At 41.3% G+C, this 14,039-nt stretch carries 15 protein-coding genes and 1 tRNA gene; 1 reads left to right on the top strand and 15 read right to left on the bottom strand.

Annotated elements, in window-relative coordinates; genetic code table 11:
• Positions 1–25: 25 nt before the first annotated feature.
• The 4 genes from J7E77_RS15635 to J7E77_RS15620 form a co-directional block, all read right to left on the bottom strand.
• Positions 26–1,048, bottom strand: a complete 1,023-nt coding sequence (locus J7E77_RS15635) for a sugar-binding transcriptional regulator (RefSeq protein WP_214715565.1) — start codon at positions 1,046–1,048, stop codon at positions 26–28.
• 128 nt (positions 1,049–1,176) lie between these two features.
• Complete coding sequence (locus J7E77_RS15630; RefSeq protein ID WP_214715563.1) at positions 1,177–1,440, bottom strand: glutaredoxin family protein; 264 nt, start codon at positions 1,438–1,440, stop codon at positions 1,177–1,179.
• A gap of 14 nt (positions 1,441–1,454) precedes the next feature.
• Positions 1,455–2,777, bottom strand: a complete 1,323-nt coding sequence (rpoN, locus tag J7E77_RS15625) for an RNA polymerase factor sigma-54 (RefSeq protein ID WP_214715562.1) — start codon at positions 2,775–2,777, stop codon at positions 1,455–1,457.
• Positions 2,778–3,075: 298 nt separating this feature from the next.
• Positions 3,076–3,147: transfer RNA gene (locus tag J7E77_RS15620), tRNA-Arg, on the bottom strand.
• 202 nt (positions 3,148–3,349) lie between these two features.
• Here J7E77_RS15620 and clpP point away from each other — a divergent pair.
• A complete protein-coding gene (gene clpP, locus J7E77_RS15615; protein ID WP_088089556.1) occupies positions 3,350–3,961 on the top strand; it encodes an ATP-dependent Clp endopeptidase proteolytic subunit ClpP in 612 nt (203 codons plus the stop codon).
• A gap of 90 nt (positions 3,962–4,051) precedes the next feature.
• Here clpP and J7E77_RS15610 read toward each other — a convergent pair whose 3' ends face one another.
• The 11 genes from J7E77_RS15610 to hisH form a co-directional block, all read right to left on the bottom strand.
• Entirely contained in the window at positions 4,052–4,309 is a 258-nt protein-coding gene (locus tag J7E77_RS15610; protein ID WP_066258757.1) for an HPr family phosphocarrier protein, read from the bottom strand.
• A 143-nt stretch (positions 4,310–4,452) separates the two neighbouring features.
• Positions 4,453–5,403, bottom strand: coding sequence for a DNA-binding protein WhiA (gene whiA, locus J7E77_RS15605; RefSeq protein ID WP_214715561.1), 951 nt, complete (start codon positions 5,401–5,403; stop codon positions 4,453–4,455).
• Between the two features lie 47 nt (positions 5,404–5,450).
• A complete protein-coding gene (locus J7E77_RS15600; RefSeq protein ID WP_214715560.1) occupies positions 5,451–6,434 on the bottom strand; it encodes a gluconeogenesis factor YvcK family protein in 984 nt (327 codons plus the stop codon).
• Positions 6,431–7,324, bottom strand: a complete 894-nt coding sequence (gene rapZ / locus J7E77_RS15595; RefSeq protein ID WP_088089558.1) for an RNase adapter RapZ — start codon at positions 7,322–7,324, stop codon at positions 6,431–6,433. Before rapZ ends, J7E77_RS15600 begins: the two co-directional genes overlap by 4 nt.
• A gap of 19 nt (positions 7,325–7,343) precedes the next feature.
• Complete coding sequence (locus tag J7E77_RS15590; protein WP_088089559.1) at positions 7,344–7,802, bottom strand: NUDIX hydrolase; 459 nt, start codon at positions 7,800–7,802, stop codon at positions 7,344–7,346.
• Positions 7,803–8,219: 417 nt separating this feature from the next.
• Positions 8,220–9,176 (bottom strand): thioredoxin-disulfide reductase, encoded by a 957-nt coding sequence (gene trxB, locus J7E77_RS15585; RefSeq protein WP_088089560.1) that lies wholly within the window; start codon positions 9,174–9,176, stop codon positions 8,220–8,222.
• A 221-nt stretch (positions 9,177–9,397) separates the two neighbouring features.
• The gene (locus tag J7E77_RS15580) at positions 9,398–10,891 is read right to left on the bottom strand and encodes a tetratricopeptide repeat protein (protein ID WP_214715559.1); all 1,494 of its coding nucleotides are present in this window, start codon (positions 10,889–10,891) and stop codon (positions 9,398–9,400) included.
• Between the two features lie 322 nt (positions 10,892–11,213).
• A complete protein-coding gene (hisIE, locus tag J7E77_RS15575) occupies positions 11,214–11,831 on the bottom strand; it encodes a bifunctional phosphoribosyl-AMP cyclohydrolase/phosphoribosyl-ATP diphosphatase HisIE (protein ID WP_088089562.1) in 618 nt (205 codons plus the stop codon).
• Entirely contained in the window at positions 11,828–12,589 is a 762-nt protein-coding gene (hisF, locus tag J7E77_RS15570) for an imidazole glycerol phosphate synthase subunit HisF (protein WP_214715558.1), read from the bottom strand. Before hisF ends, hisIE begins: the two co-directional genes overlap by 4 nt.
• A 55-nt stretch (positions 12,590–12,644) precedes the next feature.
• Positions 12,645–13,367, bottom strand: coding sequence for a 1-(5-phosphoribosyl)-5-[(5-phosphoribosylamino)methylideneamino]imidazole-4-carboxamide isomerase (gene hisA, locus J7E77_RS15565; RefSeq protein ID WP_214715557.1), 723 nt, complete (start codon positions 13,365–13,367; stop codon positions 12,645–12,647).
• Positions 13,364–13,990, bottom strand: coding sequence for an imidazole glycerol phosphate synthase subunit HisH (hisH, locus tag J7E77_RS15560; protein WP_214715556.1), 627 nt, complete (start codon positions 13,988–13,990; stop codon positions 13,364–13,366). The genes hisA and hisH overlap by 4 nt, the downstream gene beginning before the upstream one ends.
• Between the last annotated feature and the right edge of the window lie 49 nt (positions 13,991–14,039).

Here is a 14,039-nt window from a genome sequence, read left to right as displayed (position 1 = left end):
GGATGTTTTTTATTTTAAAAAGGATTTACCCTTTTAATAACTTTCTCGCTGCACCTTCATCTGTGATTAAAATCGTCGATGCTGGTGCTTGTTTTAAGTATGCCTTGATGGCCTTAGCCTTGGAACTCCCGCCTGCAACCGCGATGACATTTGGAATGCCAACCAGATCTTCTAACTGCAGGCCAATCGTTAATACCTTGTGAACAATTTCGCCTTGTTCATTAAAATAATAGCCAAAAGCTTCACCCACAGCCTTGCTGCTTTCAAGCATACTTAGAATCTCAGGGTTGGTTTTTCGCCGTTCAGCCATTGTGATAGCATCTCCAATTCCATGAAGAACCATGCTAGCTGATTTAATTAGTTTTAATACTTCATGAATGTCAGGTTCTCTGATAAGCGATTCGTAGATATCTGTACTGACCTGATCAGGAACATAGAACACTCGATGTTTGGATTGGGTGTTTCTGGACATAATCGAACAAATCGTATTTGCCTGATTCTGAACATCCTCGCCTACTCCGCCTCTTGCTGGTACAAACAGTAATTCCTTTTGGGTAAGCTCTGGTGATAGTCTTTCTGCGATAGCAGCCATCGTTGAACCGCCAGTTACAGCAATGATATTTTTTCCGCTGAGAAGCTTTTTCATGCAAATAGCACTTGCCTTGCCAAGCTCACCTTTTACCATGGGCGATTCATCACTATCGCCAGGTACAATGACGACCTTTTTAATGCCGAGCTTGTGCTTCAATTCCAACTCCATCACATCAATACCCTTTAACTCACGCATAAAGCCTTCCAAGTCTTCAAGCAAATTTTTCCCTTCAGGTGTTAAACTCATTCCCACATTATTCGTGTAGATTAAATTTTGCTCCCTTAGGAAATCAACTTCACCGCGAAGGACTCTTTCGGTATACCCGAGACTGACTGCTAAACTCCGTCTTCCTACCGGCTGCATAAAACCAATGTACCTTAGGATAGAATATCTCTTCTGTAGGACCTGCAGGAGGTCGGGTAATAATCTTTTTTGGATATCGATTAATGACTGCATGAATCTCATGCTCCTTTATTATATGTAGTTGGTCTCAAAATGTCCACCATAGACAAATTATGTCCCACTACATTCAAAAAAAATCACCCCTGCTACGTTTTTTATTGTAACAGGAGTGAAAATCTATTTCAACTATTAAAATTGGCTTTTTTTTCATGCAAACGGTTACTTATGTCAAATTTGTTAATTACACCGAATCCTGCTTCTACTCCGTCAATATAAACAACTGGAATCATTAAACCATATTGTTCGGTTAATTCATCACTGGATTCAATATCAATTTCTTCTAAGGCAAACTCCGAGTCTTTGTTTATCTCTAGAAGTGTAGACTTTGCCTTGTCACATAGGGGGCAGCTTTTCCTTGTATATAATGTGATTGTTGTTTGCTCCATCGTTTTTGTTCCTTTCATTCAAACCTTTTTCTTTTCGAAGAGGAGGGAATTCCCAATTGATCCCGGTACTTAGCGATCGTCCTTCTTGAAACCACCATACCTTCCTCTATTTTTAAATGTTCGACAATTTCTTGATCAGATAGCGGTTTTTGTTTATTCTCTTTTTCTATTAATGTCGCAATTTTCTTCTTTACCTGTGTGGAAGATGTATTTTCATCATCCGAAACGGTTTGTATGGTACTTGTAAAAAATGTTTTCAACGCGAACGTCCCAATCGGTGTTTGCACATACTTTTCCCGGACTGCTCGGCTGACGGTGGATTCATGGATATCAAGTTCTCCAGCAACTTCCTTCATCGTCAACGGCACTAAGTATTGTGACCCTTTTTGGAAAAATGAAGCCTGTTTTTCAATGATTTTTGCTACAACCCTTGTCAACGTCTCTTTACGCTGTTCAATGCTTTTTTGGATCCACTGGTAATCCTGGAGTTTATCTTGTAGAAAGCGGCTTACCTGTTGGTCTTGGTCTTTGAATTTATGATAATACTGCTCATTGAGGCTAATCCTTGGCAGCGATTCATCAGACATCCGTACGGTTAGTCCCTCGCTTGATTGCTCAACGATTGCATCTGGGATAATATACGTGGTTGCTTCTTTTCCTAAAATGGCCCCAGGCTTAGGATTCAATGTTTGAATTTGATCGTATACATCTTGTATATCCTTAAGGGTTACCTTCAGTTCTTTAGCAATTTTCTTCCACTTCTTTTCGGCGAATGGAATGAAATGATCGCCAATTATTTTTTGCGCGAGTTCGTTATCTGGATTTAGATAATATATTTGCATCAATAGGCACTCTTGAAGGTTTCTTGCCCCGATGCCTGCTGGCTCCAGTGTTTGGATAATGGCCAAGCATTCTTCAACTGAATCTTCCATTACACTTAGGTTTTTGGCGATTTCGCTAAGGTTCCCAATAAAGTAACCGTTTTCATCTAAATTTTGGATAAGATGGCGTATCACACTTAATTGTTCCACCGTTAGGTTCGTTATTTTTATTTGAGACAGTAAATAATCTTCAAGCGAAAATGGTTTGTCAGCAATTTGATCAATCCAGTCCTTTTCCGCTTTTTGGTGTTTGCGACGATTACGGTCAATGAGCGGATTCATTGGCTTGATATTGCCATTTTCAACCTGCAAAAGGGGATTTTCAAGTGCCTTATCTTCTAAAAAAGCAGTTAACTCATGGGCAGAGTACTGCAACAATGCAATGGCCTGCGATAGCTCCTGTGTCATCGCCAATTTTAATGTTTGCTGCTGCCATAAACCGGCCTTCAAGTTCATTCGTATCCCCCCTGTTTACTATTTTACACGATAGAGGGAATTTCGGGTATTAGAAAATGATATTCGAGGATGGAAGAAAGCCTTTTTGAGGAATAAAAGCTAAGTGGTTTTTGGATGAAGTTTTGGTTTTGTGCCGATTTCCGGTGGTTTTGTGCCGATTTTCCGTTTTATGTGCCATTTTTGAAAGGTTTTGTGCCATTTCGAGCATGTTTTGTGCAATTAACCTTTTATTGGAAAATCGAAACCTTTTTTCAAAATAAAAAACCCCCTGTTTTAAAAAAACAGGGGGTTTTCATGATGCGCTCGGCGAGAATCGAACTCACATTTTAAGCTTCGGAGGCTTACGTGCTATCCGTTGCACCACGAGCGCAAATATTAGCGACTTACATATTATATGCCAGGTTCCTTCACATTGCAAGCAAAGAATTGTTTAAAATAGTCAGGAATGGTTATGCTGAATTAGGGAAAGTTGTCGAACATTTTTAAAGAGGTATTGTTTGACCTTTATTGACCATCAGTGTATGATAACTATACATATTACTTTTATCTTTACAATCAAAGGAGGAAGAAAAATGAATTTGATCCCTACAGTTATTGAACAAACAAACCGGGGCGAGCGTGCTTATGACATTTATTCCCGTCTGTTAAAAGACCGGATTATTATGCTTGGTAGTGCGATTGATGACCATGTGGCGAACAGCATTGTAGCACAATTATTATTCCTTGAAGCGGATAACCCTGAAAAAGATATTTCTTTATATATCAACAGCCCAGGCGGCAGCATCACCGCAGGTATGGCTATTTTTGATACCATGCAATTCATCAAACCAAAGGTACAAACTATTTGTATCGGTATGGCCGCATCCATGGGTGCCTTCTTGCTAGCAGCAGGTGAAAAAGGCAAGCGTTATGCACTTCCAAATGCTGAAGTCATGATTCACCAGCCACTAGGCGGTGCACAAGGACAAGCAACTGAAATCGAAATTGCAGCAAAGCGTATCCTTTTCCTTCGCGAAAAATTAAATGGAATTTTAGCCGAACGGACTGGACAGTCGCTTGAAGTAATCAGCAAAGATACAGACCGCGACAACTTCATGACAGCAGAACGTGCAAAAGAATACGGTTTAATCGACCATATCATCACTCGTAATTTAATCGAAGATGAGAAAAATAAAAATAAATAAGTACAAGGAAGCAATCGGCATCTAGCCGGTTGTTTTTTTTGCTAAAAACCAAAAAAGGCCGGTTCCAATTGGCTCCGGTCCTCTTTCAGATCAATGTTCTTTTTGGATAAAATCAGCTAATGCTTCAATAGCAGATGCTTCATCATCGCCATCTGCTACTATATCAATCATGACACCTGAGCCAACAGCCAAGCTCATTAAGCCCATTATGCTCTTTGCATTTACTTTCTTGCCATCCTTCTCTAGGAAAATATCCGCAGAAAATCGGTTGGCTTCCTGAACAAAAAGAGCCGCAGGTCGTGCTTGAAGACCCGTTTTTAATTTTACTTCCACTTGTTTCACTAACATTACACAATTCCTCCTCATTGTTTTTTACTCTATTTTTCTTGGAGCTTTGTACATAATTATTATCTTCAGGTTAGTCTTCACTCGATACATGTTATGTCTTTCACATGTTATCTTATACCTATGTTATTGTACAATAGGATAATCTACTCTCGAGTCACCATATCCCCTGCGCGCAATTTCTCAGCAATCGCATCAATTTTTCTCAAGCGATGATTAATCCCTGATTTACTGATCGCACCACCGGAAACCATTTCCCCCAATTCCTTAAGGGTCACGTCTGTATAATTCAAACGGAGTTCTGCAATTTCTCTCAACTTTTCTGGTAAAATTTGCAGCCCGACCGTTGCATTGATATAGCGGATATTCTCGACCTGCCGAATAGAGGCACCGATCGTTTTATTAAGGTTGGCGGTCTCACAGTTTACGAGACGATTGACTGAATTCCGCATATCTCGAACAATTCTTACGTCTTCGAAGCGAAGAAGGGCGTTATGGGCACCTGCAACATTTAAAAACTCGGTAATCTTTTCCGCTTCTTTTAAATAGGTGATATACCCTTTTTTGCGCTCGAGAGTTTTGCTATTTAGTCCAAATGTATTCATCAATTCGCATAAAGAGTCATTATGTTCTTTATAGAGCGAAAAAATTTCCAAATGATACGAAGATGTTTCCGGGTTATTGACGGAACCGCCAGCTAGAAATGCACCGCGTAGATAAGAACGCTTACAACATTTCTTTTTTACAAGCTCTGGTGAGATATCATGGATGATGGTAAAACCCTCACCAATAATTTTTGTATCCTCGAGAATTTCTTTAGCCTGATGGGATAATCGGACAATATAGACGTTGTTCTTTTTCAGACGCATCTTTTTCCGAACAAGTAATTCTACCTGGACATCGTAACTCTTTTTTAATAATGTGTAGATTCTTCTGGCAATCGCAGCATTTTCGGTTTGAATATCAACAACTAACTTACGATTTGAGAATGAAAGGGAACCATTCATCCGGATTAAAGCGGATAGTTCCGCTTGAATGCAGCACGTTTTCACTTCCAAGTTAGTTAATTCTTTTTTCGTTTCCGAAGCGAAAGACATCCCTTCACCCCCCTTAAAAAACAAAGCGTTTTTAGTAAGTACTATATTTACGTTTCATAACGCTTTTTGGTTTCAATTAAAAGCAAATTATATAAAATTTCTGCAACCTTTTTCGGATCATGTCTTAGCGCACCATTTTCCTGATAAGCGATGTCCGCATGAACAACTTCTAGTCCTAATTCAAATAGGCGCGGCAGATCATATAGAACAGGGTCAGCCAGTTCTTCATTATATCGGAGCTGAATATCCTGTGGTATCTCTTCATTATTTACAAGAATCGTATTAATAAAAGCACAGCTCATATGATCATATAAGGCCTTTACATGATCACTCGCAGTAAAGCCATGGGTTTCCCCAGCCTGGGTCATCAAATTACAAATATACACCTTTTTAGCGTGTGACCGGCACAACTCATCCCCGATTCTTGGAACGAGCAGGTTTGGCAGAATACTTGTATATAGGCTCCCTGGCCCAATGATGATTAAATCAGCCTGACGGATGGCTTGAATCGTCTCTGGTAAGGGACGAATATTTTCCGGCGTCATAAACACTTTTTTAATTCTCTTACCCGAGTATGGAATTTTTGATTCCCCTGAGACAATCGTTCCATCTTCCATTTCAGCATGAAGGACGACACTCTGATTTGCTGCAGGCAGGACTTTACCATGAACATTTAAGATCTTACTCATTTCCTGAATCGCGTGGACAAAATTACCCGTGATTGAGGTCATTGCCGCCAAGATTAAATTTCCAAGCGAGTGTCCGGAAAGCTCATTCGATGTTTTAAACCGATGTTGAAACATTTCTTCAACGAGCGGTTCGACATCTGATAAGGATGCTAACACATTGCGAATATCTCCAGGAGGTGGAATATGCAAGTCTTCACGCAAGCGTCCTGAACTGCCGCCGTCATCCGCGACTGTCACAATGGCGGTAATATCCACAGGAAACTGTTTTAATCCACGCAATAAAACTGGCAATCCTGTTCCCCCGCCAATGACGACAATTCGAGGCTGTCCGTAAATGCTCATGTTGTTTTTTCCTTTCTCCTCTCAATGTCACGATGGGATATACATGTCTTATAGTCTTGTTGGAAAAATTTACCCAGATGTTCAGCAAGCGTCACTGAACGGTGCTGTCCGCCTGTACAGCCAATCGCAATCACTAATTGCGCTTTTCCTTCTCTTTTATAATGAGGCAGCATAAAAGAAAGCAGGTCGGTTACTTTTTCCAAAAACTTATGCGTTTCATTCCACTTTAATACATAACTGGAAACATCCTCATCAAGCCCCGTTTTAGGTCTCATATGCTCGATATAATGTGGATTTGGTAAGAAACGCACATCAAACACAAGGTCCGCATCAATAGGAATTCCATACTTAAAGCCAAATGACATGACATTGACAGTAAAGAGTGATTGTTTATTCGCCGTAAATTCCGTTAATATTTTCTCACGAAGTTCCCGCGGTTTCATCTGGGAAGTATTGTAAATCAATTGAGCCCTGCCTTTAAGTTCTTCAAGAAGTTCACGCTCAAGCGTAATTCCTTCAAGTGGCAGGCCTGTCGGTGCTAACGGATGCGACCGCCTTGTCTCTTTATATCTGCGCACTAATGTTGAATCATCCGCATCTAAAAATAAGATCTGCGGGGCCACCCATGAAGTTTCTGCCAGTTCATCCAATGCTTTAAATAGATGATCAAAGAATTCTCTTCCTCGCAGGTCCATAACAAGGGCAACTTTATTCATCTTATTCCCGGATTCCTTCATAAGTTCGAGGAATTTTGGAAGCAATGTTGGAGGCAGATTATCGACACAGAAGAAACCTAAATCTTCAAAACTTTGAATGGCTACAGTTTTTCCTGCACCAGACATTCCTGTAATAATCACCATTTGAATGTCACTTGCAGCACCGGTACTCATTATTAATTCCCCCTATTAGTTAGCTTGGATCTAATCGATAACTGATTAGTTGAAAGTCTTTTGTATAAGTAAAAGTACCGTAAATAATTCCTTTTCCATGAATCATATAATCAAGAATATGATAATCGCCAGCAGCCATTGGCAAATTTTTCAATTGATCAATCATTTGCCATTCAAGCTTACCTTCTTCGGATTCGTCTAAATCGATGCCGTCCGCATCAGTTGCTACAAACGTAAACATCATCCACTCGGAAAGAAGCTGGTCGTTTTCCTTCATAATCATTGTAAAAATCCCTTTTAGTTGTGGATTTTTCAAATAGATTCCCGTTTCTTCACGATATTCCCTGATGCAGGAGTCTCGAACCGATTCGCCCGGCTCCATTTTCCCACCAGGAGCAACCCACCAGCCGCGGCGTGGTTTTTGCAGCAACAATATTTTTTCGTCTCTTATCAATACACAATTGGTGACACGCTGCACAACATTCACCCTCTTAATAAAGCATATATGTTTTTAGCAGTCTTCGAAAAAGCATTCGCTTGTCCTTTTTGAAAAAGGACCCTTTCAAAGTTTACTCGAAATACAAAAGAACCCTCTATAACTTTAAATTCATTCTTTTTATTATACTATTTTTAGGATACAGTCACAATGAATACAAATTTGATATTTCTGTAATTATTATTATAGTTAGTCACTATTGCTAACATACTTTTTATAAATATACTTATGAGCAGATCTGCCTAAAAAAATAGCACAGGCTACGGGCCTGTGCATGAAAGGAATATATTTTTTAAAGGGGGTCAATTACTACTTTTATCATACCCTAACAATATTTCACTACTGTTACAAGAGAATTAAAACAGAGTTACGTTTTTGTAAAAAACAATGGAAGATTTTTTAGCTTCTGCTTTTTTGTTTTAATTCTTCTTTAAGCTCCTCAACAAAATGCTGGGCACTTTGAGCGGCAATACTGCCATCTCCCGTTGCAGTCACAATCTGGCGTAACGTTTTTTCCCGAATATCACCAGCTGCATAAATTCCCGGTACCTTCGTTTCCATGCGGTCATTTGTTTCGATATAGCCATTTTCATTGGTAATTCCTAGGCTTGTAAATGGTTTCGATAATGGCACCATGCCGATATAAATAAAGACTCCGTCAGCCGGTAATACTTGCTCTTCGCCATTTTCTGTGGAAACCAATGTCACACTTCCAACTTTACCATCTTTGTCATTAATCGACTTAATCGTGTGATTCCAAATAAAATCCACTTTCTCATTAGCAAAAGCTCGGTCTTGAAGAATTTTTTGAGCACGAAGCTCAGCACGGCGATGAACGATAGTTACTTTGGAAGCGAAACGGGTTAAATAAACCCCTTCTTCAACGGCAGAGTCCCCGCCGCCAATCACATAAAGCTCTTTTCCTTTAAAGAAGGCCCCATCACAAACAGCACAATAGGATACACCGCGGCCGCCCAGTTCTTTTTCACCTGGAACACCAATTTTCTTATACTCTGCACCCGTTGTAATGATAACCGCGTACGCTTTATATTGTTTTGATCCAGCAACGACAATTTTATAGTCACCATGATCAATGATTTCCTTGATATCACCATAAGCGTATTCTGCGCCAAACTTTTTTGCATGTTCGAACATCTTTGTTGATAAATCCGGACCTAAAATACTTTCAAAGCCTGGATAATTTTCAACGTCCTCGGTATTGGCCATTTGCCCGCCCGGCATCCCGCGCTCAATCATCAGTGTCGAAAGGTTTGCACGAGATGTATAAACAGCCGCTGTCATCCCCGCAGGGCCAGCACCGGCAATAATGACGTCATAAATTTTTTCTTCAGACATATTTTGTCACTCCTTAATAGAAAAGCGGAAGCGCCTTGGTCAGGGGCGAAAAGCATAAGACGAGCCGGCGGGAAGGTTGTTCTTTACCTTCTCGTCGGATTGGCTTAGACCATAGAGCCCCTAGGCGCTGCAGCTAGACAGTAATATAAAAAAATACGATTAAGTATATTGTTCCCTTACTTAATCGTATATAACAATCGTTTTATCGTCCACCAATATGCTTAATTCAAATAGCTATTCACTATTTTTACATATTTGCCAATCGTTGCTGAGGAAATCCCATAGCGTTCAGCAACTTCCTGCTGGGATACCTTTTCACTCCGCAGCTTGTGCCACATATACTCAACTGCGCCAGCCCAGGCCCGTTTATTTTTCAAACGAACCTTAGCTTTGGAAACCTCGACATACACGGAAAACCACATGAGGTATAACCCAGCCTCAATGGTGCCAATTGGTTGATGGGTTTCATAAAAAAGCTCGGCAATTTCTTGTGCATCCGAAGTTTTGGATGGTTTTCCCGATCTGATTAACGAGATATAATCCTTTTCCAAGGCCGTAAATTTTTGGTTTTTAAAAAGCCGTTTAGAGGTGATAATTTCCTCTTTTTTACTTGAAACGGTCGTTAGGAAAAGGGCAAATAAGCGCTCTTCTACATAGTCGCTTTCAAGCTTTTGAAAAATAGATCCGGTAAGGTCCTCAAAACCATTAGCTGATGCGTTTTCTTTATTCCATGGTTCAGAGCCTTCTTTGTCAGGATTAAGGTCCAGCACCTTTTTCCAGATGCTTTTTGCAAAATTTTCATGGCCTGTGAAATAGGCCGAATAAGAAAGCCAATAATAATACGGACCATCGCCATCAAAGCCATGTTTATATAATTTTTTCAGCCATAAATAGGCAAGTTCATATTCACCAACCAAAGCAAACGAGGCACCCAGCTTAAATTGCTGTTCACTAAGAAGCGGTTGAATTTTCTTCAATGTTGCAATCAACCCAGCCACATTCTTTGATTGGCCCTGATAATGAGCAAATACAAGTCTGTTACAAAGAGCATGGAGATTTCCCGGATTTCGCTCCAACACATCGTCTAAGATAGATTCCGCCTTTTCTGTTTTGCCTAGATAGAAATAAGCGAGCGCCAAGTTATTGTATGCCGACCAGTACTCCGGATAATCTTTGACCACATCATTTAACAGCTCAATTGCTTTTGGAAAGTAACCTGACTCCAGCAGGTCACGAGCTTGTTCTTGTTTGACAATCAGGTCATCCTGCGGATAAAGTTCATCCTCAAGATCCTCTGACTCAAATGTTAATACATCAAGCAAATCCTCTGTATCTTCGCTAAAATCACCATCTGGATCAAGCTGTAAATACAGCTTGGCGTGGTGATAAGCATCTTTAAAAAATCCCAAATGGGCATAATTATTCGCCAAAAAGTAATGGCATTCCACCATTTCTTGATCTAGTTCTTCAAGGATGAGGTGCAAGAGCCGGTTGGAATTTTCAAACTCGCCAAGTTCTGTTGACACGATCGCCAACTGGCATATAATCATCGGTTCACCCGGCTCAAGCTGCATCGCTCGCCCAAGATATTTTTTTGCTTTTATAAAATCACGTCGATGGAATGCCTTTAAACCCTTCGTGAAATAATATTCCCCCGTAGGAACAAATGAAAGTAATTTTCCCATATGCATTCTTGCTTTCGCGTCTTTACCCATGAAGCCCTCCACATTTTTAACATAACTAAGGTAGTATACCACATCATGGAGTTGTTCGAGAAGGGATTGAGGCTTTTAAAAGTAGGAACTTAGTGCAATCCCCCTTACTATCGCAAAAGTTAGGAAATGTGTCCTTAATCTTTCGGATTTTACATAAGTTTCTAGTAAATGTCGTAAGTTTTCAAATATGGGTAGTAAGTGGCGAAAAAAATGTAGTAAGTTTCTAAAATAATGTGGTAAGTGGCGGGAAATATGTCATAAATGCCGGGAAATTTGTAATAAGCGCCTCCATACCTTCAAATATAAAAAGAAACCGGTCTATTTACGACCGGTCCTTGTGTCTTTCCTCTAATGTTCTCAAAATATCTTTGAATGGGAGGCCTTGTTCCACCAGCAATACCTGTAAGTGATAAAGCAAATCTGCCGCTTCCCATCTTAGCTCCTCAGGGTCACGGTTTTTAGCAGCGATAATTACTTCGGCCGCTTCTTCACCGACCTTTTTCAAAATCTTATCGACGCCTTTTTCAAAAAGATAGGTTGTGTATGCCCCTTCTGGCCGCTCACGTTCACGTTCGACGATCACTTTTTCAAGCGATTGCAGGATCTGATAATCGGCCAAGCTCGAAGTCCCCTTAAATCCACGTTCAGAAAAACAACTCACCGCACCCGTATGGCAGGCAGGACCTTTTGGATAGACAAGCACTAATAATGCATCTTGATCACAGTCATAGTTGATGCTAACAACCGTTTGCGTATTGCCGCTTGTCGCTCCTTTATGCCATAATTCCTGACGAGAACGGCTGAAAAACCAGGTTTCTCCCGTTTCAATTGTTTTCGCGAGTGATTCCTCGTTCATATATGCGAGCGTTAATACTTCTTTCGTTCCAGCATCCTGGATAATGGCTGGCACTAATCCTTTTTCATCAAACCGTACATTCATCGAACCGTCACTCCTTTTTCCCGTAAATAGGTTTTTACTTCATGAACTGATGTCTCTTTATAGTGAAAGATAGATGCAGCAAGGGCAGCGTCTGCCTTCCCAGCACTAAATGCCTCCTCAAAATGTTCCGAATTCCCTGCTCCGCCCGAAGCGATGACTGGAATCGGAACGGCTTCACTAACCGCCTTTGTCAGTTCTAGATCAAATCCATTTTTCTCGCCGTCACTGTCCATACTGGTTAATAGAATTTCACCTGCTCCAAGCTCGGCTGCTTCCTTTGCCCACTCAACCACTAGTTTGTCTGTAGGAGTCCGCCCGCCGTGCGTAAACACACGCCATGTCCCAATTTCTTCATCAAATTTCGCATCAATCGCTACGACGATACATTGCGAACCGAAGTAACTGGCACCTTCTTTAATGACCTCTGGATTCAAGACGGCAGCTGTGTTCAGTGACACTTTATCTGCCCCGGCCCGAAGAATTCTCTTCATATCTTCCAAGGCATTGATTCCCCCGCCAACCGTAAACGGAATCGCCAGCTCGGAAGCGACAGCCTTCACTACTTCCACCATCGTTTTTCTACCTTCAACCGATGCTGAGATATCTAGGAAAACAAGCTCGTCTGCACCTTGCTCGTCGTAAAATCGTGCCAATTCAACCGGGTCCCCCGCATCCCGCAGCTGGACAAATTGAATGCCTTTTACCACTCGACCGTCCTTTACATCAAGGCAGGGAATGATTCGTTTTGTTAATGTCATATACTCTCACCTTCCAATGCCTCTTTTTGCAGGGAATACTATGTAAACTCCTGTGTTATACTCCTGCCAGTTCCAATGCTTCCTTCAGGGTAAAACGATTTTCGTATAGCGCCTTACCTACAATTGCACCGCTTATGCCGTTTTTCGCTATCGCCTTTAAATCTGCAAGACTGCTTACCCCGCCAGAGGCAATAACATTTTTTCCAGTAACTTTTGCCATTTCACAAACCGCGGCAATATTAGGACCTGCAAGTGTCCCATCTGTGGCAATATCGGTAAAAATAAACGTCTCAGCACCTGCTTCTGCAAAGCGCTTGCCAAGATCGACAGCTTTTAGTTCTGATGTATCCAGCCATCCATGTGTGGCGACATAGCCATTTTTCGCATCAATGCCAACCGCAATTTTTCCACCGTATTTCTTTATCATCTCAATTGCAAACTCCGGATTCGATACAGCAATGCTTCCGATGATGACCCGATCCACACCATTTTCAAGGTAGTGAATGATGTCCTCTTCCGAACGAATCCCGCCGCCAATTTGAATTTTTACATCAAGTTTGTTGGCCGCTTCAATCACGAACCGGTCATTAACCCGCTTGCCATCCTTTGCCCCGTCAAGGTCCACCATGTGGATCCAATCTGCGCCGTCAGCGGCAAAACTCTTGGCCATATCAAACGGTGAGTTCCCGTAAATCGTTTCTTGATCATAGTCCCCTTGGAGGAGACGGACACAATTGCCGCCCCGCATATCAATTGCCGGATATATTGTTAAACTCATCGGACTGTCTTCCTTTCCTCCACCATTTGTAAAAAATTTCCTAGAAGAGCCATCCCAAGCTTGCTGCTTTTTTCTGGATGAAATTGCATCCCCATCACATTGTCTCTGCCAACAACTGCTGAAACTTGTTCGTGATAATCCGCCTTTGCCAGTAAAACATCGCTGTTATTTGCATCCACATAATAGGAATGGACGAAATACACATAATCCTCTTCTACATTTTTCAACAGAGGTGAGTTGTTAACAAATTCAAGCCGATTCCAGCCCATGTGAGGAACCTTGTAAGTCGCTCCCTCAGGTGTTCGGCCTGGAAAGCGGCGAACACTTCCTGGTAACAATCCTAACCCTTTCGTTGGACCATTTTCCTCACTTTGCTCAAACAACAGCTGCATCCCAAGGCAGATACCGAGGAGCGGTTTACCCGTTGCCACAAATTCCTTGATTGTCTCCACTGGCAAGAGTTCCATCGCATCACGAAAGGAACCAACCCCAGGAAGAATCAATCCATCAGCTTGAAGCAATTCCTTCTTATTGGCGGAAATAAAATAATCAGCGCCCAGTCGCTCAAGTGCTTTACTCACGCTAAACAAATTCCCCATCCCATAATCAACAATGCCAATCATCGAAAACATCCCTTTCCTGGTGCCTTTTCATGGTGCCTGACACCCAAAT

The sequence above is a fragment of the Bacillus sp. ISL-77 genome, from assembly GCF_018613105.1.
The sequence above is the reverse complement of the archived record's forward strand: the minus strand, read 5'-3'. Positions and strand labels throughout refer to the sequence as shown.